The 25,965-nt window shown below is 52.3% G+C and carries 25 protein-coding genes, 1 tRNA gene and 1 pseudogene; 16 read left to right on the forward strand and 11 right to left on the reverse strand.

Translation table 11 applies throughout. From position 1 onward, the window contains the following. The first annotated feature begins 17 nt into the window (after positions 1-17). Positions 18-3,344 (forward strand): miniconductance mechanosensitive channel MscM, encoded by a 3,327-nt coding sequence (mscM, locus tag OLG56_RS19685; protein WP_061377167.1) that lies wholly within the window; start codon positions 18-20, stop codon positions 3,342-3,344. A gap of 61 nt (positions 3,345-3,405) precedes the next feature. Here the strand turns inward: mscM and yjeM are convergent, their stop codons facing one another. Next, positions 3,406-4,908: a glutamate/gamma-aminobutyrate family transporter YjeM gene (yjeM, locus tag OLG56_RS19690; protein ID WP_000149872.1), complete on the reverse strand. Its 1,503-nt coding sequence runs from the start codon at positions 4,906-4,908 to the stop codon at positions 3,406-3,408. 225 nt (positions 4,909-5,133) lie between these two features. Further along, positions 5,134-6,111, reverse strand: a complete 978-nt coding sequence (epmA, locus tag OLG56_RS19695; protein ID WP_000004797.1) for an elongation factor P--(R)-beta-lysine ligase — start codon at positions 6,109-6,111, stop codon at positions 5,134-5,136. Between the two features lie 322 nt (positions 6,112-6,433). Between epmA and frdA the strand changes: the two genes are divergently transcribed. From frdA to OLG56_RS19720, 5 genes are all read left to right on the forward strand, one after another. Continuing rightward, the gene (gene frdA / locus OLG56_RS19700; RefSeq protein ID WP_001192952.1) at positions 6,434-8,224 is read left to right on the forward strand and encodes a fumarate reductase (quinol) flavoprotein subunit; all 1,791 of its coding nucleotides are present in this window, start codon (positions 6,434-6,436) and stop codon (positions 8,222-8,224) included. Next, complete coding sequence (frdB, locus tag OLG56_RS19705; RefSeq protein WP_000829509.1) at positions 8,217-8,951, forward strand: fumarate reductase iron-sulfur protein; 735 nt, start codon at positions 8,217-8,219, stop codon at positions 8,949-8,951. Before frdA ends, frdB begins: the two co-directional genes overlap by 8 nt. 10 nt (positions 8,952-8,961) lie before the next feature. Beyond that, positions 8,962-9,357 (forward strand): fumarate reductase subunit FrdC, encoded by a 396-nt coding sequence (frdC, locus tag OLG56_RS19710; RefSeq protein WP_000208749.1) that lies wholly within the window; start codon positions 8,962-8,964, stop codon positions 9,355-9,357. Positions 9,358-9,367: 10 nt separating this feature from the next. Further along, positions 9,368-9,727, forward strand: coding sequence for a fumarate reductase subunit FrdD (frdD, locus tag OLG56_RS19715; protein WP_000609650.1), 360 nt, complete (start codon positions 9,368-9,370; stop codon positions 9,725-9,727). Positions 9,728-9,837: 110 nt separating this feature from the next. Next, entirely contained in the window at positions 9,838-10,371 is a 534-nt protein-coding gene (locus tag OLG56_RS19720) for a lipocalin family protein (RefSeq protein ID WP_001527545.1), read from the forward strand. 16 nt (positions 10,372-10,387) lie between these two features. Here OLG56_RS19720 and sugE read toward each other — a convergent pair whose 3' ends face one another. Further along, on the reverse strand, positions 10,388-10,705 hold the full coding sequence (gene sugE, locus OLG56_RS19725) for a quaternary ammonium compound efflux SMR transporter SugE (protein ID WP_000118469.1): 318 nt from the start codon (positions 10,703-10,705) through the stop codon (positions 10,388-10,390). 256 nt (positions 10,706-10,961) lie between these two features. Here sugE and OLG56_RS19730 point away from each other — a divergent pair, with 256 nt between their 5' ends. After that, positions 10,962-11,549, forward strand: coding sequence for a helix-turn-helix transcriptional regulator (locus OLG56_RS19730; RefSeq protein ID WP_000912959.1), 588 nt, complete (start codon positions 10,962-10,964; stop codon positions 11,547-11,549). Between the two features lie 30 nt (positions 11,550-11,579). On the opposite strand, the gene ecnB is transcribed toward OLG56_RS19730, so the two are convergent. The 3 genes from ecnB to efp form a co-directional block, all read right to left on the reverse strand. Then, positions 11,580-11,726: a lipoprotein toxin entericidin B gene (gene ecnB / locus OLG56_RS19735; protein ID WP_000239598.1), complete on the reverse strand. Its 147-nt coding sequence runs from the start codon at positions 11,724-11,726 to the stop codon at positions 11,580-11,582. A 107-nt stretch (positions 11,727-11,833) separates the two neighbouring features. Next, on the reverse strand, positions 11,834-11,968 hold the full coding sequence (locus tag OLG56_RS19740; protein ID WP_001670700.1) for an entericidin A/B family lipoprotein: 135 nt from the start codon (positions 11,966-11,968) through the stop codon (positions 11,834-11,836). A 60-nt stretch (positions 11,969-12,028) separates the two neighbouring features. After that, positions 12,029-12,595, reverse strand: a complete 567-nt coding sequence (gene efp / locus OLG56_RS19745; RefSeq protein WP_000257282.1) for an elongation factor P — start codon at positions 12,593-12,595, stop codon at positions 12,029-12,031. A gap of 40 nt (positions 12,596-12,635) precedes the next feature. Here efp and epmB point away from each other — a divergent pair, with 40 nt between their 5' ends. After that, entirely contained in the window at positions 12,636-13,664 is a 1,029-nt protein-coding gene (epmB, locus tag OLG56_RS19750) for an EF-P beta-lysylation protein EpmB (protein WP_000940478.1), read from the forward strand. 280 nt (positions 13,665-13,944) lie between these two features. Next, entirely contained in the window at positions 13,945-14,802 is an 858-nt protein-coding gene (locus OLG56_RS19755) for a YjeJ family protein (protein WP_001229228.1), read from the forward strand. Positions 14,803-14,849: 47 nt separating this feature from the next. Here OLG56_RS19755 and OLG56_RS19760 read toward each other — a convergent pair whose 3' ends face one another. From OLG56_RS19760 to OLG56_RS19770, 3 genes are all read right to left on the reverse strand, one after another. After that, entirely contained in the window at positions 14,850-15,203 is a 354-nt protein-coding gene (locus tag OLG56_RS19760) for a DUF4156 domain-containing protein (RefSeq protein WP_000558210.1), read from the reverse strand. A gap of 243 nt (positions 15,204-15,446) precedes the next feature. Beyond that, positions 15,447-17,093 carry a chaperonin GroEL gene (gene groL, locus OLG56_RS19765; protein WP_000729126.1) on the reverse strand — a complete coding sequence of 549 codons (1,647 nt, stop codon included), beginning with the start codon at positions 17,091-17,093 and terminating at the stop codon, positions 15,447-15,449. Between the two features lie 43 nt (positions 17,094-17,136). Beyond that, positions 17,137-17,430: a co-chaperone GroES gene (locus OLG56_RS19770; RefSeq protein WP_000027827.1), complete on the reverse strand. Its 294-nt coding sequence runs from the start codon at positions 17,428-17,430 to the stop codon at positions 17,137-17,139. A gap of 275 nt (positions 17,431-17,705) precedes the next feature. On the opposite strand from OLG56_RS19770, the gene yjeH reads away from it, so the two are divergent. Then, a complete protein-coding gene (gene yjeH, locus OLG56_RS19775) occupies positions 17,706-18,947 on the forward strand; it encodes an L-methionine/branched-chain amino acid transporter (protein ID WP_023217649.1) in 1,242 nt (413 codons plus the stop codon). 58 nt (positions 18,948-19,005) lie between these two features. Here the strand turns inward: yjeH and OLG56_RS19780 are convergent, their stop codons facing one another. Continuing rightward, positions 19,006-19,482 carry an FxsA family protein gene (locus OLG56_RS19780; RefSeq protein ID WP_001267291.1) on the reverse strand — a complete coding sequence of 159 codons (477 nt, stop codon included), beginning with the start codon at positions 19,480-19,482 and terminating at the stop codon, positions 19,006-19,008. 340 nt (positions 19,483-19,822) lie between these two features. On the opposite strand from OLG56_RS19780, the gene aspA reads away from it, so the two are divergent. From aspA to OLG56_RS19810, 6 genes are all read left to right on the forward strand, one after another. Then, on the forward strand, positions 19,823-21,259 hold the full coding sequence (gene aspA, locus OLG56_RS19785; RefSeq protein ID WP_000069439.1) for an aspartate ammonia-lyase: 1,437 nt from the start codon (positions 19,823-19,825) through the stop codon (positions 21,257-21,259). A 114-nt stretch (positions 21,260-21,373) separates the two neighbouring features. After that, on the forward strand, positions 21,374-22,675 hold the full coding sequence (gene dcuA / locus OLG56_RS19790; protein WP_000637595.1) for an anaerobic C4-dicarboxylate transporter DcuA: 1,302 nt from the start codon (positions 21,374-21,376) through the stop codon (positions 22,673-22,675). 120 nt (positions 22,676-22,795) lie between these two features. Beyond that, positions 22,796-23,143, forward strand: coding sequence for a divalent cation tolerance protein CutA (cutA, locus tag OLG56_RS19795; RefSeq protein WP_000887832.1), 348 nt, complete (start codon positions 22,796-22,798; stop codon positions 23,141-23,143). Then, positions 23,119-24,822, forward strand: coding sequence for a protein-disulfide reductase DsbD (locus OLG56_RS19800; protein WP_061377168.1), 1,704 nt, complete (start codon positions 23,119-23,121; stop codon positions 24,820-24,822). Before cutA ends, OLG56_RS19800 begins: the two co-directional genes overlap by 25 nt. Positions 24,823-24,858: 36 nt before the next feature. Beyond that, the gene (locus tag OLG56_RS19805) at positions 24,859-25,434 is read left to right on the forward strand and encodes a transcriptional regulator (RefSeq protein ID WP_001188509.1); all 576 of its coding nucleotides are present in this window, start codon (positions 24,859-24,861) and stop codon (positions 25,432-25,434) included. Positions 25,435-25,549: 115 nt separating this feature from the next. Next, a tRNA-Phe gene (locus OLG56_RS19810) sits at positions 25,550-25,625 on the forward strand. Positions 25,626-25,704: 79 nt separating this feature from the next. Here OLG56_RS19810 and OLG56_RS19815 read toward each other — a convergent pair. Further along, positions 25,705-25,779 (reverse strand): annotated as a pseudogene (locus tag OLG56_RS19815) (helix-turn-helix domain-containing protein); the annotation flags it as partial. Positions 25,780-25,965 lie beyond the last annotated feature (186 nt).

Consider the following 25,965-nt stretch of genomic DNA (forward strand, 5'->3'; position numbering starts at 1 on the left):
CAAGAGAGAATGCTGACGTGCGCCTGATTATCGCTTTTCTGATGGCCTGGTGCCTCAGCACGGGGGCCTTCGCCGCAACGGCCCCCGACGCCAAACAAATCACGCAGGAACTGGAGCAGGCAAAAGCGGCGAAGCCCGCTCAGCCGGAAGCCGTTGAGGCGCTCCAGACTGCGTTAAACGCGCTTGAAGAGCGAAAAGGCTCGCTTGAGCGCGCGAAACAATATCAACACGTTATTGATAATTTCCCTAAGCTATCCACCACCTTGCGCGCCCAGTTGAATAATCTGCGCGATGAACCTCGCAGCGTACCGCCAGAGATGTCCACCGAAGCGTTAAATCAGGAGATCTTGCAGGTTAGCAGCCAGCTACTGGATAAAACCCGCGAGGCGCAACAGGAGCAGGAGCGCGTCAGGGAGATCGCCGACTCGCTCAGCCAGCTTCCCCAACAGCAAAACGACGCCCGCCGCCAGCTTAATGAGATTGAGCGACGACTCGGCGCCGCAGGCGGAAGTGCCGCGCTTAGCCAGGCGCAAAGTCTCAATATGCAGGCGGAGTCCGCCAAACTAAAAGCGTTAGTCGACGAACTGGAGTTGGCGCAACTGTCCGCCAACAACCGGCAGGAACTGGCTCGTCTGCGTTCCGAGCTGGCGGAAAAACAGAGTCAGCAATTGGATGCGTATCTTCAGGCGCTGCGCAATCAGCTCAATAGCCTGCGCCAACGTGAAGCGGAACGCGCGCTGGAAAGCACTGAGCTGCTGGCGGAAAACAGCGCCGGTTTGCCGGAAGGCATCGTCGAACAATTTAAAGTCAACCGCGAGCTGTCACAGGCGCTCAATCAACAAGCGCAGCGGATGGATCTGGTCGCCTCGCAACAGCGACAGGCCACCAGCCAAACGTTACAGGTGCGCCAGGCGCTCAATACGCTGCGGGAGCAGTCGCAATGGCTTGGCGTGTCCAACATGCTTGGCGAAGCGCTGCGCGCGCAGGTCGCCCGTCTGCCAGAGATGCCTAAGCCGCAGCAGCTTGATACGGAAATGGCGCAGCTACGCGTCCACCGTATGCGCTATGAAGAGTTACTCAATAAGCAGCCGCAGCTACGGCAAATACGTCAGGCCAATGGACAGCCGCTGACCGCCGAGCAAAACCAGATCCTTGACGCCCAGCTTCGCACTCAGCGCGAGCTGCTCAACTCTTTGTTACAGGGCGGCGACACGCTGATCCTGGAGCTGACCAAACTGAAAGTCTCCAACAGCCAACTGGAGGATGCGCTTAAAGAGGTTAATGAAGCGACCCACCGTTATCTGTTCTGGACCGCTGACGTTAGCCCGCTATCGCTCTCCTGGCCTGTTGATTTGGTTCAGGATTTACGCCGGCTTATCTCATTAGATACATTTAATCAGTTAGGTAAAGCCAGCATCATGATGCTGACCAGCAAAGAGACGCTACTGCCGTTATTCGGCGCGCTGGCGCTGGTCGGGTTTAGCCTCTATTCACGCCAACACTTCAACCGGTTCCTTGAGCGCTCGGCCTCGCGCGTCGGGAAAGTCACCCAGGATCACTTCTCGCTGACGCTGCGAACGGTGTTCTGGTCGATTCTGGTCGCCTCGCCGCTGCCGGTCTTGTGGGCGACGCTCGGCTATGGTCTACAGGAAGCCTGGCCGTATCCGCTGGCCGTCGCCATCGGCGATGGCGTGACGGCGACAGTACCGCTGTTGTGGGTAGTCATGATTTGCGCCGCGTTTGCCCGCCCTAATGGTCTGTTTGTGGCGCATTTCGGCTGGCCGCGAAACCGGGTAGCGAAAGCAATGCGCTACTACCTGATGAGCATTGGGCTGATCGTGCCGCTCATCATGGCAGTGATCATGTTTGATAATCTTAACGATCGGGAGTTTTCCGGCTCGTTGGGCCGCCTTTGCTTCATCCTGATATGCGGCGCGCTGGCGCTGGTCACGCTGAGTCTGAAAAAAGCGGGCATCCCGCTCTATCTTGATAAAGAAGGCAACGGCGACAACATGGTCAACAGCCTGCTGTGGAATATGTTGATGGGCGCGCCGCTTATCGCGATTCTGGCAGCGGCAGTGGGTTATCTGGCCACGGCGCAGGCGCTACTGGCGAGACTGGAAACCTCGGTCGCCATCTGGTTCCTGTTGCTGGTCATCTATCACGTCATTCGCCGCTGGATGCTGATCCAACGACGCCGACTGGCTTTTGACCGCGCCAAACATCGTCGGGCGGAAATGCTGGCGCAGCGCGCGCGCGGCGAAGAAGAACCGGCGCACTCCTCCAGCCTGGAAGGCGCGGTCGACATCGATGAAAGTGAAATCGATCTTGACGCTATTAGCGCTCAGTCGCTGCGTCTGGTCCGCTCAATTCTGATGCTTATCGCCCTGCTATCGGTAATTGTACTGTGGTCGGAAATCCACTCGGCATTCGGCTTCCTGGAGAATATTTCGCTGTGGGATGTCACCTCTACGGTGCAAGGCGTGGAAAGCCTGGAGCCGATTACCCTCGGGGCGGTGCTCATTGCGATTCTGGTCTTTATCATCACCACGCAGTTGGTGCGTAATCTGCCCGCGCTGCTGGAACTGGCGTTATTACAGCATCTCGATTTAACGCCTGGTACCGGTTACGCCATCACGACCATCACCAAATATCTGTTAATGCTGATTGGCGGGCTGGTCGGTTTCTCAATGATCGGCATTGAGTGGTCGAAGCTACAATGGCTGGTGGCCGCGCTCGGCGTTGGGCTTGGTTTTGGCCTGCAAGAAATTTTCGCTAACTTTATCTCCGGCCTGATTATTTTGTTTGAAAAGCCGATTCGTATCGGCGATACGGTGACCATTCGCGATCTCACCGGCAGCGTGACCAAAATCAATACCCGCGCCACCACCATCAGCGACTGGGATCGTAAAGAGATTATCGTGCCGAATAAAGCCTTTATCACCGAACAGTTTATCAACTGGTCGCTGTCTGACTCCGTTACGCGCGTGGTGTTAACCATCCCGGCACCGGCGGATGCCAATAGCGAAGAGGTGACGCAAATTCTACTGACGGCGGCGCAGCGCTGTTCTTTGGTGCTGGATAACCCGCCGCCTGAAATCTTTCTGGTGGATCTCCAGCAGGGTATTCAGATTTTCGAACTGCGTATCTATGCTGCGGAAATGGGACACCGTATGCCATTACGCCATGAGATCCACCAATTGATTCTGGCGGGCTTCCGCGAGCACGGTATTGATATGCCGTTCCCGCCGTTCCAGATGCGTCTGGAGAGTCTCGGCGGTAAACAAACGGGGAGAACGTTAACGTCAGCGGGTAAAACCAGCCGCCCGGCGGGCAGTTTGTAGCGCATGATCCAGGCAAGAAATGCCGGATGCGACCCGTCGGGTCTTATCCGGCATACGGCCTTTACTCCGCCGCCCACTCCGGATCGGCGCTCATGCGGCTGCTGTAATTCTGATAAATCGCCATCGCCAGCAGCGAGAAAAAGATCGGGCCGCCGATCATCCACAAGGCGCTGTCCCAGTCCCCAGCTTCAATCACCGGCTGGATGATGGTAAAGACGTTGGCAAACGTCACCACCAGCACCACAACACCCGTCGCGACCAGGGTAGAGGCTTTGGTTTTAAAGAGAACAAATGGCCGCTCCAGATCCTGACGCGCTTTAAAGAAGGGAAATGCCAGCGCAAGGAACAGGTATGGCAAGGTCATTGAGACGTTCGCCATCAGCGTGAGTTTGTTATAAAACGCCGATGCGGTGTCACCGCCAAAAGAGACCAGCAAAATAAACAGACTCACCAGCACGCACTGTAGCCACATAGCGGTCGCCGGCATACCGTTAGCGTTCAGTGTCGTCATCGGCGCGGGCCACAACGCTTTTGGCGTCCCCTGAATAATGGCTTTCAGCGGTGAATAGCTCAACGTAAAAAACGCGCCGGTATAAGCCAGAAACATAGAAAGGCCGGTGATACGCGCAAACCAGACGCCCACCGTCATCGCTGCGTCCGGAGAAAGGTTTAACGCGTTACCTAATGTCGTGCCTAAACTCGACATCAGAATGTAGGTGATATTCCCTAAGTTAACGGCGCTATTACTTAATATCTGTTGCCAGTTAGTGCTGACGCCCCATAAAAAGATCGCCAAAGAATAACCAATTGAAATCACAATAGCCGCGAAAACAATACCTTTCGCAAAATTCTTTTCCGGTTTCTCGGTTTTATCCACCAGTCCGCCGACAGCCTCAATACCGCCGTAAGCAAAAATAGCAAATACCACAAATGACAACATTGCCAGGCCGGAGTGATAACCCGGATTCGGTGATGAGGTAAAATTAATTTCTTGTGCAAAATGCCCACCATTTAATAACAAAATAGCGACACTCACTAACAATAAAACTAAATTAAGGCACATTACGGCAATACCTCCGACCGCCGTAATTCGCGCAATTTTATTGATCCCTCTGGCGGCGACACACGTCACCAGAATCATCCAGCCGACGGCGAGCAGCCCGACAACCTGCGTAGGCTCAAGCCCCGCAATACGCCAGTGCTGCGTCATATCGGCGCCAAAAACAAAAGTAGAAAACGGTACCCAAATTTTTGCCGCCGTACTTACCATCCATATGACATACGATGAAAACCACATAAACGTGCCGATAAACGCGTAACGTGGCCCCACGCTATTATTCATCCACGAATAGATCCCGCCCTCTTCTTTGCGATAAGCGGAACCCATTTCAGCCATCATTAAGGCGAATGGTATAAAAAACAGCAAGGCAGAAAATATATACCACGGGATTGCGCTATACCCCATTAAATAAAACGCCGACGGGCTATTCGCAAAACCAAAAACAGAAGTAAAAATCATCAGGATAAGCCCAATAAGGCTCATCTTTTTTATCGTGTGGGTCATTCAACCATCCCTTACGCTCGAGCGCGTTTGCCAGACGCCGCTCACCGATTGACGCCGCCTTCTTTTTTACAAAGGTCAGCGATAAAAAAATCAACACAGGATTGATACCTAAATGGCATCAAAGTTCCAGCCTTATGTTGTGGCAAACAGAGGATAATTGAAAAAATATGCTACAAAATGGCGCTTATTGCGCCATTTTATCTCGCTAAAGAGTGAATTTCAGATTTACGCCCGATCGACCGTAAAAGCAATCACGTCCGCCAGGCTTTCTGCTCCCAGCGCCAGCATCACCAGACGATCAACACCCAGCGCCACGCCGGAACAATCCGGTAGACCGGCGGCCAGCGCATCCAGTAGATTTTGGTCAATCGGCTGCTGCGGCAGACCGCGCGCGGCGCGCTTACGATTGTCCTGTTCAAAGCGCTGTTGTTGCTCACGTGCGTCCGTCAGTTCGTGGAAACCATTCGCCAGCTCAATACCTTTGTAGTACACCTCAAAGCGCTCGGCGACGCGATGATCCTCGGTACTGATTTGTGCCAGCGATGCCTGACTGGCCGGAAAGTGATAAATAAAGGTCGGCTTTTCTTTACCTATATGCGGCTCAACCCCCATCGTGAACAACAGTTGCAGCAACGTATCACGGTCTTCTTCCGTATCAGCGATATTGCTTAAATCAAGCTTTGCCGCCGCCTCACGCAGTTGCGTTTTATCTGCTGATAACGGGTCAATCTCCAGATGGCGCTGAAACGCCTGTTGATAGGAGAGACTTTCCGCAGGTTGACAATCCAGCACTTGCTGAAGCAAATCATCCACTTCATTCATCAGGCGGTACATATCGTAATGCGGGCGATACCACTCCAGCATGGTGAATTCCGGATTATGATGTCGTCCCATCTCTTCATTACGGAAACTGCGGCATAGCTGGAAAACCGGACCGCACCCTGCCGCCAGCAGGCGTTTCATATGGTATTCCGGACTGGTCATTAAATAGAGGTTCATCCCCTGGGAATGGCCAGGTCCGACGAAACGCGTTTCGAACGGGAACAGATGAATGTCTGTGACCGTCGCCTGACTCATGCAGGGCGTCTCAACCTCAAGCACTCCACGATCGGCAAAGAAACGACGGATTTCCGCCATAATCGCCGCACGTTTTAATAAATTGGGGATGGACGCGCTCGGCTGCCAGGTTGCCGTTTCGCTCATGATTCTTTCTCCAGTTTAAGACAAGGTCACGAAGTCTACTCGCAACGCGCGGGCGAAACAAATTTTGCGCAGGCGTATCGGGCGCCTTCTGGAGGGTAAAAAAAGTGATTTCAGATGGTTTAGTAATTAAATTAATCAAAATCAATGATAATTCATCCCTCTGATACGCTAAAAAAATCGAACACGTCAAATTTCCCTCACATCCCTGAGACTATACTGTTGTACCCATAAAGGAGCAGTGGAAACGCATTCATACTTCGCAGAACCCAGAGGCTTTATCTGGCTGCGCGAGGGTGAAATTACAATAATCTGGAGGAATGTCGTGCAAACCTTTCAAGCCGATCTTGCCATTATAGGCGCCGGTGGCGCGGGATTACGTGCTGCAATTGCTGCCGCACAGGCGAATCCCAATGCTAAAATCGCACTGATCTCAAAAGTGTACCCGATGCGCAGCCACACCGTCGCTGCCGAAGGGGGTTCAGCCGCTGTCGCCCAGGATCATGACAGCTTTGACTACCATTTTCACGATACGGTAGCAGGCGGAGACTGGCTGTGTGAGCAGGATGTCGTGGATTACTTTGTCCACCATTGTCCCACTGAGATGACGCAGCTGGAGCAATGGGGCTGCCCGTGGAGCCGCCGTCCGGACGGTAGCGTTAACGTGCGTCGCTTCGGTGGTATGAAAATCGAGCGTACCTGGTTCGCCGCGGATAAAACCGGCTTCCATATGCTGCATACCCTGTTCCAGACTTCCCTGCAGTTCCCGCAAATCCAGCGCTTTGACGAACATTTTGTGCTGGATATTCTGGTTGATGACAACCATGCGCGCGGCCTGGTGGCAATGAATATGATGGAAGGCACGCTGGTGCAAATCCGTGCCAACGCCGTGGTAATGGCGACAGGCGGCGCAGGCCGCGTATACCGCTATAACACCAACGGCGGCATCGTCACCGGCGACGGGATGGGCATGGCGCTGAGCCACGGCGTTCCGCTGCGTGATATGGAATTCGTTCAGTATCACCCGACCGGCCTGCCAGGTTCCGGTATCCTGATGACCGAAGGTTGCCGCGGTGAAGGCGGTATTCTGGTCAATAAAAATGGCTACCGTTACCTGCAAGACTACGGCATGGGCCCCGAAACGCCGCTGGGCGAGCCGAAAAACAAATATATGGAACTGGGGCCGCGCGACAAAGTATCCCAGGCTTTCTGGCACGAATGGCGTAAAGGCAACACCATCTCCACGCCGCGCGGCGATGTGGTTCACCTCGACCTGCGTCATCTCGGCGAGAAGAAACTGCATGAACGTCTGCCGTTCATTTGCGAACTGGCGAAAGCCTATGTCGGCGTCGATCCGGTTAAAGAACCGATTCCAGTACGTCCGACCGCGCACTACACCATGGGCGGCATTGAAACCGACCAGAACTGTGAAAGCCGTGTCAAAGGGCTGTTTGCCGTTGGCGAATGCTCCTCTGTTGGCCTGCATGGCGCGAACCGCCTCGGTTCCAACTCACTGGCGGAACTGGTGGTATTTGGTCGTCTGGCTGGCGAACAAGCAATGGAACGCGCTGCGACGGCAGGCGCCGCAAATAGCGCCGCGCTCGACGCCCAGGTTGCCGATATTGAACAACGTCTGAAAAATCTGGTGAACCAGGAAGGCAACGAAAACTGGTCGAAGATCCGCGATGAGATGGGTCTGTCTATGGAAGAAGGTTGCGGTATTTACCGTACCCCGGAACTGATGCAGAAAACCATTGATAAACTGGCCGAGCTTCAGGAACGTTTCAAGCGCGTACGTATCTCCGATACCTCCAGCGTGTTCAACACTGACCTGCTGTATACCATCGAACTGGGTCATGGTCTGAACGTGGCGGAATGTATGGCGCACTCTGCGCTGGCGCGTAAAGAGTCCCGCGGCGCGCATCAGCGTCTGGATGAAGGCTGTACCGAGCGCGACGATGTGAACTTCCTCAAGCACACCCTCGCCTTCCGCGATGCTGATGGCACGACCCGTCTGGAATACAGCGACGTGAAAATCACCACCCTGCCGCCAGCCAAACGTGTTTACGGCGGTGAAGCGGAAGCAGCCGATAAGAAGGAGAAGGCGAATGGCTGAGATGAAAAACCTGAAAGTTGAGGTGGTGCGCTATAACCCGGAAACCGATACCGCGCCGCACAGTGCTTTCTATGAAGTTCCTTATGATGAAACAACATCGCTACTGGACGCGTTGGGCTACATCAAAGATAACCTGTCGCCAGACCTGAGCTACCGCTGGTCCTGCCGTATGGCGATCTGCGGCTCTTGCGGCATGATGGTCAACAACGTCCCTAAACTGGCGTGTAAAACCTTCCTGCGCGATTACACCAACGGTATGAAGGTGGAAGCGCTGGCGAACTTCCCGATTGAGCGCGATCTGGTTGTCGATATGACGCACTTTATCGAAAGCCTGGAAGCGATCAAACCGTACATTATTGGCAACTCTCGCACGCCAGATCAGGGGCCGAATGTCCAGACCCCGGCGCAAATGGCGAAGTATCATCAGTTCTCCGGTTGCATCAACTGTGGTCTGTGCTACGCCGCGTGCCCGCAGTTCGGTCTGAATCCTGAGTTTATCGGACCGGCTGCGATTACGCTGGCGCATCGCTATAACGAAGATAGCCGCGATCACGGTAAGAAGGAGCGTATGGCGCAGTTGAACAGTCCGAACGGCGTATGGACCTGTACTTTCGTGGGCTACTGCTCCGAAGTCTGTCCAAAACATGTCGATCCGGCTGCGGCCATTCAGCAGGGTAAAGTGGAAAGCTCGAAAGACTTTCTTATCGCCACCCTGAAACCACGCTAAGGAGTGCAACATGACGACTAAACGCAAACCCTATGTGCGGCCGATGACGTCCACCTGGTGGAAAAAACTGCCGTTTTATCGCTTTTATATGCTGCGCGAAGGCACAGCAGTGCCGGCAGTCTGGTTCAGTATTGAACTGATTTTCGGTCTGTTTGCGCTCAAACACGGCGCGGAATCCTGGATGGGATTCGTCGGCTTTTTACAAAACCCGGTGGTAGTGATCTTAAACCTGATCACCCTGGCGGCCGCGCTGCTGCACACCAAAACCTGGTTTGAACTGGCGCCGAAGGCGGCCAATATCATTGTAAAAGACGAAAAAATGGGGCCAGAGCCAATCATCAAAGGGCTTTGGGTGGTCACTGCGGTAGTCACCGTAGTCATTCTGTATGTTGCCCTGTTCTGGTAAGGAGTCCCGGATGATTAATCCAAACCCAAAACGTTCTGATGAACCCGTATTCTGGGGACTGTTTGGCGCAGGCGGTATGTGGGGCGCGATCATCGCGCCGGTGATCGTGCTACTGGTTGGCATCATGCTGCCGCTGGGGCTATTTCCGGGCGATGCCCTGAGTTTTGAGCGCGTACTGACGTTCGCCCAAAGCTTTATTGGTCGCGTTTTTCTGTTCCTGATGATTGTGCTGCCGCTATGGTGTGGCCTACACCGTATGCACCACGCGATGCATGACCTGAAAATCCACGTGCCCGCGGGCAAATGGGTCTTTTACGGTCTGGCGGCAATCCTGACCGTTGTGACGGCGATTGGCGTTATCACTCTCTAAGTTGCCACGACGCCCTCTTATCTACCCGATAAGAGGGCGTTTTTTCTTTTCCTGCCTCTCATTTTCCCGCCAGGTTCTACACTTAGAAAAAACACTGGAAGGAAAATCTTATGCGCATTCTGCCCGTCGTTGCTGCAGTTACGGCCGCATTTCTGGTCGTCGCCTGTAGTTCGCCTACTCCGCCTAAAGGCGTTACCGTGGTAAATAACTTTGATGCCAAACGTTACCTCGGCACCTGGTATGAGATCGCACGCCTCGATCATCGATTTGAACGTGGACTGGAACAAGTCACGGCCACCTATAGTCTGCGTGACGATGGCGGGATTAATGTCATCAATAAAGGCTATAACCCGGATCGGGGAATGTGGCAAAAAACAGAAGGCAAAGCGTATTTTACCGGTAGTCCAAATCGCGCCGCGCTCAAGGTCTCTTTTTTCGGCCCGTTCTACGGCGGCTATAACGTGATTGCGCTTGACCGGGAATACCGTCATGCGTTGGTGTGCGGCCCGGATCGCGGCTATCTGTGGATACTCTCTCGCACGCCAACGCTTTCTGAGGAAATAAAACAGCAAATGCTGGCCGTCGCGACCCGGGAGGGGTTTGACGTCAATAAATTAATTTGGGTAAAACAATCAGGTTCGTAGCAATGTCAGCGACGAATTAATGCGCACTGAGTTTTAGCCCAATGATACCTGCGACGATCAAGCCAAGACTGAGCAAACGCGCCGGTGAGGCAGACTCGCCCAGCAGAAGGATACCGGTGATTGCCGCCCCGACGGCGCCGATGCCGGTCCAGATGGCGTACGCTGTTCCAACGGGCAGCGTTTTCATTGCCCAGGAAAGTAACGCCATACTGATAACCATGGCCGTAATGGTGATAATACTGGGGGTCAGACGAGAAAAACCGTGGGTATACTTCAGGCCGACAGCCCATACCACTTCAAGTAAACCAGCGATTAATAGAATGATCCAGGACATAGCAGGCTCCAGATAATTAATGGGGCCGTCCCCGGTGAGAATAGCGTTTACAGGTCGTCCTGTAACGTATACGGATGAAAAGCCATTTTTGCCTGAGAGAAAATGAATTTCAACCTTTTTATTTTTTTCCGTCTAAAGGCGGGAATTGGCCCTTTTAAGCCGCGTAGTTTTCGCATTTAGCGCCCACAGGAGTTCTCTATGATGGAACGCCTTCTGGGAAAGAAAGTGCTTTATCTACTTCCGGGTGCAAAAAACTATGTTGAAAATTTTAGTGATAGACCGATGCCACTTTACCCGTACGGGCATGGAGGCCTGGCTTAATCACACTGATGTGCTCAGTTCTTCACTGCTGGTATCCGGGATGAATAACCTTATACTGGCGAAAGAACATATTCTGCAATGGAAGCCCCATCTGGTTATCGCTGATTTATATGGTTTTCTCAACGATGCCTTACCCGAACAGCCTATCAATGCATTTTTTGCCGCCTGCAGGATGACGCCGTTGGTATTATTACAGTCAGGGAATATGCCGTACAGACCGCAATATGCCAGTCATGCGGTGTTATCTAAACACACGCCTTTACATGAGCTTGCACAACGAATTAAAGGAGCGCTATATACTCATCCACTGCAGGAAGCGCCGGAAAGCGCCACTCCATTGCTCTCTCCGCAGGAGGAAAAGGTACTCGCGATGTGGACGGAAGGCACCAGCAATAAAGAGATTGCGTATGCGCTTGGTATTCACGGGAAAACGGTTTACACCTATAAGCGTAATATCCGTATGAAACTTCATATGGATAACCGGTATTCTCCCTTTCTTATGCTTCCGGAGAAAATCGATTAACGGTACGACGCCATGCCGTACCGTTGATGATTACTGCTGAGCTCTGGTTGCAGCGCCAGAGATCGCACTACCACCGTCCGAGATGTCCTCGCCCACGCCGCGCGTGGTATTACAAGCAGTTAATACAGTGGAAAGTACCAAAACAGAAAAGATCGCTGCAATTGTCTTTTTAACCATAATGTCTTCCTTTTCTAGCCAATGTTGTTTGTGTATAGCAACTTAATAATAGACAACATCCCAGAAAATGATGGGCGATCGACTAATTTTAGGAAGACGAGAAGCGATTAGCTGGCTGCACGGGAGATGGCGTGGCCAAGATGCTGAATATCTTCGCCGAAGCCGCGGGCGGTATTACATGCCGTTAATAATGTGCCGGTAAGAAGAACCAGCGCGACAAGGCAGATAAAGCGTTTCATCATTGAGGCGCGAAAAATAGGATGGCGCAGCATACGCTGCACCATTTTTCCCGATAACGTAAATTATTTTACGCGGGATACGTATTCGCCGGAACGGGTATCGACTTTGATCACTTCGCCAATCTGCACGAACAGCGGAACTTTAACCACTGCGCCAGTAGACAGCGTGGCTGGTTTGCCGCCAGTACCTGCGGTATCGCCCTTCAGACCTGGGTCGGTATCAACAATTTCCAGTTCAACAAAGTTCGGCGGAGTGACAGAGATAGGCTGACCGTTCCACAGGGTTACGATGCATTCCGCCTGATCCAACAGCCATTTTGCGTTGTCGCCGATAGCCTTGGCATCTGCAGACAGCTGTTCGAAGGTTTCGTTGTTCATGAAATGCCAGAACTCACCGTCGTTGTACAGGTAAGTCAGGTTCATATCGACTACGTCCGCGCCTTCTGCGGAATCGGTCGATTTGAAGGTTTTCTCAACGCGCGTGCCGGTCAGCAGACGGCGCAGCTTAACGCGGGCAAACGCCTGGCCTTTACCCGGTTTCACGAATTCACTGGATTCAACCGCATAAGGTTCGCCATCCAACATGATTTTAAGACCGGAACGAAAATCGTTGCTATAGTAAGTCGCCATAAGGCCCTCTGAAATTGTTAACTGGTAGCTAAGCCACAAAATGGCGCATATTGTAACCCTAAATACCCCATTGCGAGAAGATTGGTTAGCGCAACTTGCCGATGTTGTGACCAATCCCGACGAACTGCTGCATCTTTTACAGATTGAAGCTGATGAAAACCTCCGGGCAGGACAGGACGCCAGGCGCTTGTTTGCCCTCCGCGTGCCGCGCGCTTTTATTGCGCGCATGGAGAAGGGCAACCCTGACGATCCTCTGTTACGTCAAGTGCTGACGTCCCGGGATGAATTTATTGTCGCCCCCGGTTTCTCCACCGACCCGCTGGAAGAGCAACACAGCGTGGTGCCAGGATTATTGCATAAATACCAAAACCGGGCGCTATTGCTGGTAAAAGGCGGATGTGCGGTAAATTGCCGCTACTGTTTCCGTCGTCACTTCCCGTATGCGGAGAATCAAGGCAATAAGCGCAACTGGAAAGTCGCGCTGGAGTATATCGCCGCACACCCGGAACTGGATGAGATCATCTTTTCCGGCGGCGATCCGCTGATGGCGAAAGATCATGAGCTGGACTGGCTGCTCACGCAACTGGAAGCCATTAAGCACGTCAAGCGGCTACGCATCCACAGCCGGTTGCCTATCGTCATCCCGGCACGCATTACTGACGAACTGGTCGCCCGCTTTGACCAGTCACGTCTGCAAATTTTGTTGGTGAACCATATCAACCACGCCAATGAAGTGGACGAGGCGTTCTGCCTGGCGATGAAGAAACTGCGCCACGTGGGCGTCACGCTTCTCAACCAGAGCGTCCTGCTGCGTGGCGTGAATGATAACGCGCGAACGCTGGCGAATCTGAGCAACGCGCTATTTGACGCCGGAGTGATGCCCTATTACCTGCATGTGCTGGATAAAGTGCAGGGCGCCGCGCATTTTATGGTCACCGATGACGAAGCCCGGCAAATCATGCGCGAACTGCTCACGCTGGTATCCGGCTATATGGTGCCAAGACTGGCGCGTGAAATCGGCGGCGAACCGAGCAAAACACCGCTGGATTTACAGCTTCGGCAGCGCTAATCCTCGCGGGCGCGTCAGGGACGACGAAAATATTACCGCGCAATATCACGAGGAGATTCCCCCGCGATTCTCCTCACCCTCTGGCGACGATAAAATACCCTTCGTTAAATACACCTTTCCGCTACTCTCTTTTCAATAAAGTCCGTTTTAGGACTCGCTTAGCGTGTACTGCATTTTCGAATTATACTGGTTCTCCTTTTTATAGGGCGGCATAAACAATTTATATATCAAATACATTGCAGTAAAACATTTAATTATTTTATATTTGTGGAGAATTGACATGGCCTTAACGATTAAGGGACTAAATACCGGCGTTATTCGTCACAATGATAAGTTTATCGCGCTGGCGCTTAAGGTGAAGTCACTGAGAAATAAAGAAACACTGCTTTTCTTTCCTGTGCTCGCGCTGCGAGACTTGTTGATCGGCCTTGAACACCGGCTTTATTTACAACACTCGCTGCCGGAACAAGAGCAGGAAAAACGCCAGAAAGCCAAAAGCAGTCATGTGCTTAAAATGCATGAGAATATTCCGGCAATACTCCGTGAAGAGCTGGAAAACGCCGATGTTAATCAGCGTGTTGAATCTTTAGCGTTGAGCGATAATACAGAAAAAGTATTAACTTTTACGTTAAAGCTGCACAATGGTAGCCATCTTGATTTACAGGTCGGTGAGTGGCAGGTTGAAGTTCTGGTGATGGCTATTATTCACGCCATTAATAATGCCGAAATGCGTGAGCTCGCATTGCGTATTTCTTCAATGCTGGACTTTTTACCATTATACGATGCTGACTGCCTGGAAAACGGTAATATCGAATTCGATACCTATAACCAGCCTGACTGGAAACATAATCTGTATAACCATTATTTAGCGCTCGTTTATCGTTATACGGATGAGGCAGGACAATCGCATGATTGCGGCACCATCATTAAGACCCGTAGTCAGTCAGGCTCTAAAGAAGCTGAAGCAATATCACGCCGCTTGCTGAATTTCAGCCCGCGTCTTAAAAAGCTGGAAGGAAAACCGTGTAAGGTTTTTGTCAGAACGCTTGGAACCGGTAAAGCAGCGCGTCTGACGCAAGATCAATGCATGCGCGCGTTGCATAATCTACGCATGGCATCATCGCAGGGAAAACGCTAACCATATCGCCCTCTGAATCTTTCAGAGGGCGTTACGATTCAGACATATCAATTCGGACATTTATAAACCTGGCCGTTCATCTCGCTGGCCGTCGGGACAAAACTGGACAACATGCCCTGTGACGGACTACTTACGCCATACAGCACGTTTCCACCCATCGCGGCTGCCTGATTACGCAGATCGTTCGCTGCGCCACGCATTGAGCCACCCTCTTCGCCGTGCTGGCCTGAAAACCAGTTACTCTGTTTACCAGTTGCCGTACCAATAAGCTGGCATTCCGCGCCTGGCTTATCTTCGACAAAGCGTACATTTTGGCCGGCAGCGGTGAGTTCGTTGCTGGAGCTACAACCCGCCATCAGCAGCGCGGCGCCAACGATCCCTGCTAAATATTTCACGTGCATGTTATTCCCCATAATCAATGAGCTGGACGTTTTGTCCGTATCTGAATCTTATACTAAAAAGATGACTAAAAGAAAAACCCCCGGTCATTTCTGCCCGGGGGTTTCTCAATTCTGGGAGATAAGCACCCAAATCATTCTGGTTGCAGGAAGGCGGCCAGTTTGTTAATCCCCAGTCACTTACTTGAGTAAGTGACTGGGGTTAGCCAACGCATCTGCAGCCTGAAAGATGCAGGGTGTGGGCAATTACATCATGCCGCCCATACCACCCATACCACCCATGCCGCCAGCAGCGCCTAAATCAGGAGCATCGCTTTTCGGCAGGTCGGTCACCATGCACTCGGTAGTGATCATCAGACCAGCCACAGAAGCCGCGTACTGCAGCGCAGAACGGGTAACTTTGGTTGGGTCCAGGATACCCATATCGATCATGTTGCCGTATTCTTCAGTTGCTGCGTTGTAACCGTAGTTACCGTCGCCGCCTTTAACGGTGTTAGCGACAACAGACGGCTCTTCGCCGCAGTTCAGCACGATCTGACGCAGCGGAGCTTCCATTGCGCGCAGCGCAACTTTGATACCCACGTTCTGGTCTTCGTTCTGACCTTTCAGGTCAGCAATTTTAGAAGCAACGCGGATCAGCGCAACGCCACCACCAGCAACCACGCCTTCTTCTACCGCAGCACGGGTCGCGTGCAGGGCATCTTCAACGCGGGCTTTCTTCTCTTTCATTTCAACTTCGGTCGCAGCGCCAACTTTGATAACCGCAACGCCGCCTGCCAGTTTCGCTACGCGCTCCTGCAGTTTTTCACGATCGTAGTCGGAGGTCGCTTCTTCAATCTGCTGACGGATCTGAGCAACACGGCCCTGGATTGCAGCTTCTTCACCCACGCCATCGATGATGGTGGTGGTGTCTTTGTTGATCACAACACGTTTCGCCTGACCCAGGTCTTCCAGGGTTGCTTTTTCCAGCTCCATACCGATCTCTTCAGAGATTACGGTACCGCCGGTCAGGGTAGCGATATCCTGCAGCATCGCCTTACGACGATCGCCGAAGCCAGGTGCCTTAACCGCAGCCACTTTCACGATGCCACGCATGGTGTTAACAACCAGGGTAGCCAGCGCTTCGCCTTCAACATCTTCTGCGATGATCAGCAGCGGTTTGCCTGCTTTTGCAACGGCTTCCAGAACCGGCAGCATTTCGCGGATGTTGGAGATTTTCTTATCAGCCAGCAGGATGAACGGGCTTTCCAGTTCTACTGCGCCAGTTTCCGGCTTGTTGATGAAGTAAGGAGACAGGTAGCCGCGGTCAAACTGCATACCTTCAACCACGTCCAGTTCGTCCTGCAGACCGGTACCGTCTTCAACGGTGATGACGCCTTCTTTCCCGACTTTATCCATCGCTTCCGCGATCAGTTTACCTACGGTTTCGTCGGAGTTAGCGGAGATAGTACCTACCTGAGCAATCGCTTTGGAGTCGGAGCACGGTACGGACAGGGCTTTCAGCTCTTCAACCGCAGCAGCAACCGCTTTGTCGATACCACGTTTCAGGTCCATCGGGTTCATGCCCGCAGCAACGGCTTTCAGGCCTTCAGTAATGATGGACTGCGCCAGTACGGTCGCGGTGGTGGTGCCGTCGCCTGCAGCGTCGTTCGCTTTAGAGGCAACTTCTTTCACCATCTGCGCGCCCATGTTTTCAAACTTGTCTTCCAGTTCGATTTCACGCGCTACGGAAACACCATCTTTAGTGATAGTCGGCGCACCGAAAGATTTATCCAGAACCACGTTACGGCCTTTCGGACCGAGGGTTACTTTCACTGCATCTGCCAGTACGTTTACGCCGCGCAGCATTTTCACACGAGCGTCGTTACCGAATTTTACGTCTTTAGCTGCCATTTTCTCTTTCCCTTAAATTCGTATGTTCAGTGTCGTTCGCGGATTACGCTTCAACAATTGCCAGAATGTCGCTTTCAGACATGATCAACACTTCTTCATTGTCGATCTTTTCAGATTTCACACCGTAGCCATCGTTAAAAATAACGATGTCGCCAACTTTCACGTCCAGCGGCTGTACAGTACCGTTGTCCAGGATGCGACCCTTACCGACAGCGATGATTTCGCCACGAGTTGATTTACCCGCTGCGGAACCGGTCAGTACGATGCCGCCAGCAGATTTGGACTCAACTTCTTTACGTTTGACGATCACACGATCATGTAACGGACGAATACTCATTGATAGCTCTCCTTTGAGAAAGTCATTATCAGTTATGGGTGACGCCGGCCCGTAAACGGTTTCCCGGCTGGTGACCAGAGAGATGGGGATGGGGTTTTGCCCCTTCAAGGGGGGAGATGAAAAAAAATTCTTCTGAGCGAAAAAAGCGGTAAAAACGCTACTTATCTCACGTTTACCCAAGGTTTAGAACATCCTGCTATAAGAAAAGGCGTGTGTGATACGCTTAAAAATGCCTGTCGTCACCTGACGTTACAATGCCGCCGGATAATGAGCTGATGAATGAACTAAAAAAAGAGCTTGGGTTGGTTCAGGGCGTTATCTTGTTAACCACATCATTATTAGGGACTGGCGTTTTTGCGCTTCCAGAGCTGGCTGCGCTGGCGGCAGGCAACATCAGCCTTTGGGCATGGCCGCTACTCATTATTTTGATTTTCCCTATTGCGATTGTCTTTGCTGTGCTGGGGCGTCATTTTCCACACGCTGGCGGCGTAGCGCATTTTGTCGGGATGGCATTTGGCCCGCGTCTGCAACGAGTGATCAGTTGGCTGTTTTTATCAGTCATTCCTGTTAGTTTTCCCGCAGCCTTGCATATTGCGGTGGGTTTCGGCCAGGCGCTGTTTGGCTGGCAAAGCGAACAGCTCTTATTTGGGGAGCTGGGTACTCTAGGTTTGCTATGGTTTATGGGAGCGCGCGGCGCCAGCTCCAGCGCCAACCTGCAAGCCATTATCGCTGGATTAATTATCGCGCTTATTGCCGCCATTCTGTGGAAAGGCGCGATTAAACCTGCAGATATCACCTTCCCAGCCGCAAACGAAATTACCTTTTCCCGGCTGTGTACCGCCCTGGCGATCATGTTCTGGGGATTTGTGGGAATTGAGGCGTTTACGCATTTGTCATCTGAATTTAAAAATCCTGAACGTGATTTTCCGCGCGCATTGATCATTGGCCTGATGCTGGCCGGCGCCATTTATTGGGCCTGTACCGCCGTGGTGCTGCATTTTGGCGTCTATAGCGACAAGATAGCGGCAACAGCCTCGCTACCGCTTATTATTGTTCATCTCTTCGGTATCCAGGCGTTGTGGGTAGCCTGCATTATTGGTTATCTCACCTGCTTTGCCAGCCTGAATGTGTATGCTCAGAGTTTTGCGCGTCTGATATGGACGCAAATGCAATATCAGCCCGATCATTATCTGGCTCAACTCTCTCCCGGGCGCCTTCCCTTGCACGCGTTAAACGTTATTCTGGCCTGTTGTTGCGTGAGTTCCCTGGTCGTCTATGCCCTGAAGATTAACCTCAATGCGCTGATCGTCTATGCTAACGGTATTTTTATTATGCTCTATCTGCTTTGTATGCTGGCGGGCTGTCGACTGTTGAAAGGTCGCTGCTATGCACTGGCGGTGACGGGTTGTCTACTGTGCCTGTTATTGCTGGCAATGCTGGGGTGGAAAAGCTTATATGCCATTATCATGCTGGCTGCATTATGGCTATTTTTACCGAAGCGAAAACGCATGGCGTAAGACGCATCCGCTGGCCGGATAGCGCCTCACGCGACTTATCCGACCAACATCTCTACCTTTAATCCCGACGATCGTCTTTATGTTCAATACGATCGCGATCGTCATCTTTACGCTGATACTCGCCGTCAAATGTTTCGCCACCGCCAGTACCCGCGCTAAACCCGCCGCCCGGCATCCGGGAAAAACGTAAATGCGGCAGCAACTTCAGCGTCAAATGTTTTTGCACTGGCGGTAACAAAAGGAGAAGGCCGAGAAAATCGGTGAAAAATCCCGGCAACAGGAGCAGTAAGCCAGCGATGATCAGCGATACACTCTTAATCATTTCTGCCGCCGGGCTCTCACCGGCCGCCATTTTTTGTTGCATCAGCAAAAAGTTTTTAAAACCCTGGTTACGTACCAGCGACATACCGATAACAGACGTAAAAATCACCAGGATTAACGTCATCAGGACGCCAAGCACATGGGCGACCTGGATAAAGATAGAAATCTCAATGTAAACATAGAGAAAGACAGCTAAAAAGGGTATCCAGCGCAAAGGACTCTCCTGTAAGTCATGGCCGTCTGCGACGACCATTTGAATGGGGTTGCGATTCGCATCGATTCGATATGGTGGTGCGTAGCAAAATTTCAAGTGGTTTGTACACCTATTTTAGGTAGTAATACTAAAGCGGTGACCTATTTCACAAAATAATAAATAAGGGGTAAATTCCCACACTTTAAGTGATCCAGATTACGGTAGGAATTCTGAACCAGCATATGATCTCGTTTATCAGGCCGATGGAGGGGATAATCGTCGGTCAGAAAACATTCGAAATCACATATATCCTGTGTGTTTTAAAGTAAAAATCATTGGCAGCTTGAAAAAGAAGGTTCACATGTCAAACAACATTCGTATCGAAGAAGATCTGTTGGGTACCAGGGAAGTTCCAGCTGAAGCCTACTATGGTGTTCACACTCTGAGAGCGATTGAAAACTTCTACATTAGCAATAACAAAATCAGCGACATCCCTGAATTTGTGCGTGGCATGGTTATGGTAAAAAAAGCGGCGGCGCTGGCCAACAAAGAGCTGCAAACCATTCCTAAGAGTGTGGCGAACGCCATCATTGCCGCATGTGATGAAGTCCTTAACAACGGTAAGTGCATGGATCAGTTCCCGGTAGATGTCTATCAGGGCGGCGCGGGCACTTCCGTCAACATGAATACCAACGAAGTGCTGGCCAACATCGGGCTGGAACTGATGGGTCATCAGAAAGGTGAATATCAGTACCTGAACCCGAACGACCACGTGAATAAATGTCAATCCACTAACGATGCCTATCCGACAGGCTTCCGTATAGCGGTTTACGCCTCTATCGTCAAACTGATCGATGCCATCAACCAGTTGCGTGAAGGTTTCGAACGTAAAGCGGTTGAATTCCAGGACATCCTGAAAATGGGTCGTACCCAGTTGCAGGACGCCGTACCGATGACGCTTGGTCAAGAATTCCGTGCGTTCAGCATCCTGCTGAAAGAAGAAGTGAAAAGCATCGAGCGTACTGCTGAGCTGCTGCTGGAAGTCAACCTTGGTGCAACGGCAATCGGTACCGGTCTGAACACGCCGAAAGAATACTCTCCGCTGGCGGTGAAAAAACTGGCTGAAGTCACTGGTTTCGCCTGTGTTCCGGCGGAAGATCTGATTGAGGCGACATCTGACTGTGGCGCGTATGTTATGGTTCACAGCGCGCTGAAACGTCTGGCAGTGAAGATGTCCAAAATCTGTAACGACCTGCGCTTGCTCTCTTCTGGTCCTCGTGCCGGCCTGAACGAGATCAACCTGCCGGAACTGCAGGCGGGCTCTTCCATCATGCCAGCCAAAGTGAACCCGGTAGTACCGGAAGTCGTAAACCAGGTATGCTTTAAAGTCATCGGTAACGACACCACCGTTACGATGGCGGCGGAAGCCGGTCAGTTGCAGTTGAACGTTATGGAGCCGGTTATCGGTCAGGCGATGTTCGAATCCATCCACATTCTGAGCAACGCGTGCTACAACCTGCTGGAAAAATGCGTTAACGGCATTACCGCGAATAAAGAAGTGTGCGAAGGGTACGTTTATAACTCCATCGGTATCGTCACTTACCTCAACCCGTTCATCGGCCACCACAACGGCGACATCGTCGGTAAAATCTGTGCTGAAACCGGTAAGAGCGTACGTGAAGTTGTGCTGGAGCGCGGCCTGTTAACGGAAGCCGAGCTGGACGATATTTTCTCCGTACAGAACTTGATGCACCCGGCTTATAAAGCTAAACGTTATACTGATGAAAGCGAACAGTAATCGTACAGGGTAGTACCAAAGAGGCACGTCACGATGACGTGCCTTTTTTCTTACAAGAAGTTACCAAATAACAACAATTTAATATCAACTTGTTAAACAACAAGGAAGGCTAATATGATAGTTGTCGAACTTATCATTGTTTTGCTGGCAATCTTTTTGGGCGCCAGACTTGGGGGCATCGGTATTGGATTCGCAGGTGGGCTGGGTGTTCTGGTACTTGCCGCCATCGGCGTGAAGCCAGGGACAATTCCATTCGATGTCATTTCCATCATCATGGCGGTTATCGCCGCGATCTCTGCTATGCAGGTCGCGGGCGGTCTGGATTATTTGGTAAACCAGACAGAAAAACTGCTGCGTAAGAACCCGAAATACATCACTATCCTCGCACCGATTGTGACCTATTTCCTGACTATTTTTGCTGGTACCGGGAACATTTCCCTGGCAACGCTGCCGGTTATTGCTGAAGTCGCGAAGGAGCAGGGAATCAAACCTTGCCGTCCGCTCTCGACCGCCGTGGTATCCGCGCAGATTGCGATTACCGCCTCGCCGATTTCTGCGGCCGTGGTGTATATGTCTTCTGTTATGGAAGGTCATGGCATTAGCTACATTCACCTGCTGTCCGTGGTTATCCCCTCTACGCTGCTGGCGGTGCTGGTGATGTCCTTCCTGGTCACGATGCTGTTCAACTCCAAACTGTCGGACGACCCGATTTACCGCAAGCGTCTGGAAGAAGGGCTGATTGAACTGCGTGGTGAAAAGCAGATTGAAATCAAACCGATGGCAAAAAATTCCGTCTGGCTGTTCCTGCTGGGCGTTATCTGCGTGGTTGTTTATGCGATTGTCAACAGTCCGAGCCTCGGCCTGGTTGAAAAACCGCTGATGAACACCACCAACGCTATTTTGATCATCATGTTGAGCGTCGCAACGCTGACCACCATCCTGTGTAAAGTGGAAACTGACGCCATCCTCAACTCCAGCACCTTTAAAGCAGGGATGAGCGCCTGTATCTGTATTCTGGGCGTGGCGTGGCTGGGCGATACCTTCGTATCCGCTAACATCGACTGGATCAAAGACACTGCGGGTAGCGTCATCCAGGGTCATCCGTGGCTGTTGGCCGTCATCTTCTTCTTTGCTTCCGCGCTGCTCTACTCTCAGGCGGCAACGGCGAAAGCGCTGATGCCGATGGCGCTGGCGCTGAACGTCTCTCCGCTGACGGCAGTCGCTTCCTTCGCCGCCGTTTCCGGCCTGTTCATTCTGCCGACCTACCCGACTCTGGTTGCGGCGGTACAGATGGATGACACCGGTACAACCCGTATCGGTAAATTCGTCTTTAACCACCCGTTCTTCATCCCAGGCACCCTGGGCGTCGTTCTGGCTGTCTGCTTCGGCTTCCTGCTGGGCAGCTTTATGCTGTAAGTGTTTCACCCGCGGGGCGTATCACGCCCCGCATTCTCCCGCCCTTTGACTAACATCCTACCCTCGTCCGTTGTATAGTGACCGTTCACTTGCGGGTCTTTTTGTTCTTTCGAGGTGTTTATGCTTGATGTTAAGAGTCAGGATATTTCCATCCCCGAGGCCGTTGTGGTGCTTTGTACCGCCCCGGATGAAGCTACCGCCCAGGATCTGGCCGCCAAAGTGCTGGCGGAAAAACTGGCCGCCTGCGCCACCCTCCTCCCCGGCGCGACATCGCTGTACTACTGGGAAGGCAAACTGGAGCAGGAGTATGAAGTTCAAATGATCTTAAAGACCACCGTTTCACATCAGCAAGCGCTTATCGACTGCCTGAAGTCTCATCACCCGTATCAAACGCCTGAACTTCTGGTTTTACCTGTTACTCACGGAGATACTGATTACCTCTCATGGCTCAACGCATCTTTACGCTGATCCTGCTGCTGTGCAGCACATCCGCCTTCGCCGGATTATTCGACGCGCCGGGTCGCTCGCAGTTCGTCCCTGCCGACCGGGCGTTTGTTTTTGATTTTCAGCAAAATCAACACGATCTTACCCTCTCCTGGCAGGTAAAAGAGGGTTACTACCTTTACCGTAAACAAATCAGCATCACGCCAACGAAAGCGGATATCGCCGCAGTCCAACTCCCGGCAGGCGTCTGGCATGAAGATGAATTCTACGGAAAAAGCGAAATCTACTGTAAGCGGCTAAACGTTCCGGTAACGGTTAACCAGGCGGCGGCTGGCGCGACATTAACGGTAACGTACCAGGGGTGCGCCGATGCGGGATTCTGTTATCCGCCGGAAACGAAAACGGTGCCGCTAAGTGAAGTCGCCGCGGCAATAGACGCCACGCCGACGCCTGCTGTCACCCAGACGAGTGAGACGTCAAAACCCGCCGCCCAGCTACCTTTTTCCGCGCTCTGGGCACTGCTGATCGGCATAGGCATCGCCTTTACGCCCTGCGTTTTACCCATGTATCCGCTGATTTCCGGTATTGTCCTGGGGGGAAGGCAACGTTTGTCGACGGGGCGCGCACTGCTGCTGGCCTTTATCTATGTACAAGGGATGGCGCTGACCTATACCGCACTGGGTCTGGTCGTCGCCGCAGCGGGATTACAGTTTCAGGCGGCGCTGCAGCACCCTTATGTGTTAATCGGCCTTGCCATCGTGTTCACCCTGCTTGCGTTGTCGATGTTTGGCCTGTTCACACTACAGCTCCCCTCCTCACTGCAAACCCGGCTGACATTAATGAGTAATCGTCAGCAAGGCGGCTCGCCCGGCGGTGTTTTTGTTATGGGGGCGATTGCCGGATTAATTTGCTCGCCCTGCACTACAGCGCCGTTAAGCGCGATTCTGCTTTATATCGCTCAGAGCGGCAACATGTGGCTGGGCGGCGGCACGCTGTATTTGTATGCATTAGGTATGGGTCTGCCGCTAATGCTGGTCACCGTGTTTGGCAACCGTCTGCTACCGAAAAGCGGCCCGTGGATGGCGCATGTTAAAACCGCTTTTGGTTTCGTGATCCTCGCGTTACCGGTCTTTTTACTGGAGCGGATTATTGGCGAGGCTTGGGGTTTACGTCTGTGGTCGCTGCTGGGCGTCGCTTTCTTTGGTTGGGCCTTTATCACCAGCCTTCAGGCCAGACGAGCGTGGATGCGTATCGTACAGATTATCCTGCTGGCGGCTGCGCTCATTAGCGTGCGGCCTCTACAGGATTGGGCGTTCGGATCGCCATCCGCGCAAGCTCCAGCGCACCTCAATTTCACGGCTATTTCTACCGTGGACGAACTCAATCAGGCGCTGGCGCAGGCCAAAGGCAAACCCGTTATGCTGGATTTCTACGCCGACTGGTGCGTGGCCTGTAAAGAGTTTGAAAAGTATACCTTCAGCGATCCGCGGGTCCAGCAGGCGCTCGGCGACACGGTGCTCTTGCAGGCTAACGTCACCGCTAACAATGCGCAGGATGTCGCGCTGTTAAAGCATCTGCAAGTCCTCGGGCTGCCCACCATTCTGTTCTTTAATGCCCAAGGCCAGGAACAGCCGCAATCGCGAGTCACCGGCTTTATGGACGCCGCCACCTTTAGCGCGCATTTGCACGATCGCCAACCGTGAGCGACACTTGCAAAAGCAAAGACGGAGGAGAATACCGTGCAACGTGAAGATATTCTGGGAGAAGCCCTGAAATTACTGGAGACGCAAGGGATAGCCGATACTACGCTGGAAATGGTGGCGGAGCGCGTAAATCGCCCACTCGACACATTACAGCGTTTCTGGCCAGATAAAGAAGCCATTTTATATGACGCGCTACGTTATCTGAGTCAGCAGGTAGATATCTGGCGACGCCAGCTTCTTCTTGATGAGACGCTTTCTGCTGAACAAAAGCTACTGGCACGCTACAGCGCGCTCTCGGAATGTGTCAGTAATAACCGTTATCCTGGTTGCCTGTTCATTGCCGCCTGTACGTTTTATCCCGACCCAACCCATCCTATTCACCAACTGGCCAATCAACAAAAACGCGCGGCACATGATTTTACCCATGAGCTACTGACCACGCTGGAAATTGACGATCCGGCGATGGTCGCAAGGCAGATGGAGCTGGTGCTGGAAGGTTGTCTCAGCCGAATGCTGGTCAACCGCAGTCAGGCTGATGTAGATACCGCTCAGCGGTTGGCGGAAGATATTCTGCGTTTTGCACAGTGCCGTCAGGGTGGAGCGCTCACCTGACGGGTACTGATTTTATGCATTTTGCCTGAAAAGCAGGCAGTCAGCGCGCTTTTATCACTTTTTTCGTGTAAAGCCGTTGACGACCGCGCCCCTTTACGGTTTAATGCGCCCCGTTGCCCGGATAGCTCAGTCGGTAGAGCAGGGGATTGAAAATCCCCGTGTCCTTGGTTCGATTCCGAGTCCGGGCACCACTTATTCAGAAAACCCAGCCTATGGCTGGGTTTTTGCTTTTCTGGGAGTGGAAATCCGTAGCCCCCATCTCCGGCCTGACTAGCTATAACGAGAAGGCCAGATTTTCTCTGGCGCAACGCCCAGCGCTTCGGCGATCAGCCGCTCATCTTTGGGCCTGGGTCAAAAGCTTACTTAGCTACAGGGAGATTATTACCAGTAATAACGCGTATCACTCCATCTGACGGTTCGCTAGCCTCGACAAGTGAGTCCAATATCTCCGCCATGAACTTTTCCATCACTGACAACAACAATTCCTTCGCCAATTTTAGCATTTTTTCTTTTTCGGTTTCTTTATTCTTA

Source organism: Salmonella sp. 2018103, assembly GCF_026247685.1.
Taxonomy (GTDB): Bacteria; Pseudomonadota; Gammaproteobacteria; order Enterobacterales; family Enterobacteriaceae; genus Salmonella; species Salmonella enterica.

Coding starts and splice junctions, on each gene's coding strand:
- OLG56_RS19730 (WP_000912959.1), top strand. CDS start 10,962: ATGTTGAAAATTTTAGTGATAGACCGATGCCACTTTACCCGTACGGGC.
- aspA (WP_000069439.1), top strand. CDS start 19,823: ATGTCAAACAACATTCGTATCGAAGAAGATCTGTTGGGTACCAGGGAA.
- epmB (WP_000940478.1), top strand. CDS start 12,636: ATGGCGCATATTGTAACCCTAAATACCCCATTGCGAGAAGATTGGTTA.
- epmA (WP_000004797.1), bottom strand. CDS start 6,111: ATGAGCGAAACGGCAACCTGGCAGCCGAGCGCGTCCATCCCCAATTTA.
- OLG56_RS19770 (WP_000027827.1), bottom strand. CDS start 17,430: ATGAGTATTCGTCCGTTACATGATCGTGTGATCGTCAAACGTAAAGAA.
- frdB (WP_000829509.1), top strand. CDS start 8,217: ATGGCTGAGATGAAAAACCTGAAAGTTGAGGTGGTGCGCTATAACCCG.
- OLG56_RS19755 (WP_001229228.1), top strand. CDS start 13,945: ATGGCCTTAACGATTAAGGGACTAAATACCGGCGTTATTCGTCACAAT.
- efp (WP_000257282.1), bottom strand. CDS start 12,595: ATGGCGACTTACTATAGCAACGATTTTCGTTCCGGTCTTAAAATCATG.
- dcuA (WP_000637595.1), top strand. CDS start 21,374: ATGATAGTTGTCGAACTTATCATTGTTTTGCTGGCAATCTTTTTGGGC.
- yjeH (WP_023217649.1), top strand. CDS start 17,706: ATGAATGAACTAAAAAAAGAGCTTGGGTTGGTTCAGGGCGTTATCTTG.
- OLG56_RS19720 (WP_001527545.1), top strand. CDS start 9,838: ATGCGCATTCTGCCCGTCGTTGCTGCAGTTACGGCCGCATTTCTGGTC.
- OLG56_RS19760 (WP_000558210.1), bottom strand. CDS start 15,203: ATGCACGTGAAATATTTAGCAGGGATCGTTGGCGCCGCGCTGCTGATG.
- yjeM (WP_000149872.1), bottom strand. CDS start 4,908: ATGACCCACACGATAAAAAAGATGAGCCTTATTGGGCTTATCCTGATG.
- frdD (WP_000609650.1), top strand. CDS start 9,368: ATGATTAATCCAAACCCAAAACGTTCTGATGAACCCGTATTCTGGGGA.
- groL (WP_000729126.1), bottom strand. CDS start 17,093: ATGGCAGCTAAAGACGTAAAATTCGGTAACGACGCTCGTGTGAAAATG.
- frdC (WP_000208749.1), top strand. CDS start 8,962: ATGACGACTAAACGCAAACCCTATGTGCGGCCGATGACGTCCACCTGG.
- sugE (WP_000118469.1), bottom strand. CDS start 10,705: ATGTCCTGGATCATTCTATTAATCGCTGGTTTACTTGAAGTGGTATGG.
- ecnB (WP_000239598.1), bottom strand. CDS start 11,726: ATGGTTAAAAAGACAATTGCAGCGATCTTTTCTGTTTTGGTACTTTCC.
- OLG56_RS19800 (WP_061377168.1), top strand. CDS start 23,119: ATGGCTCAACGCATCTTTACGCTGATCCTGCTGCTGTGCAGCACATCC.
- OLG56_RS19740 (WP_001670700.1), bottom strand. CDS start 11,968: ATGATGAAACGCTTTATCTGCCTTGTCGCGCTGGTTCTTCTTACCGGC.
- cutA (WP_000887832.1), top strand. CDS start 22,796: ATGCTTGATGTTAAGAGTCAGGATATTTCCATCCCCGAGGCCGTTGTG.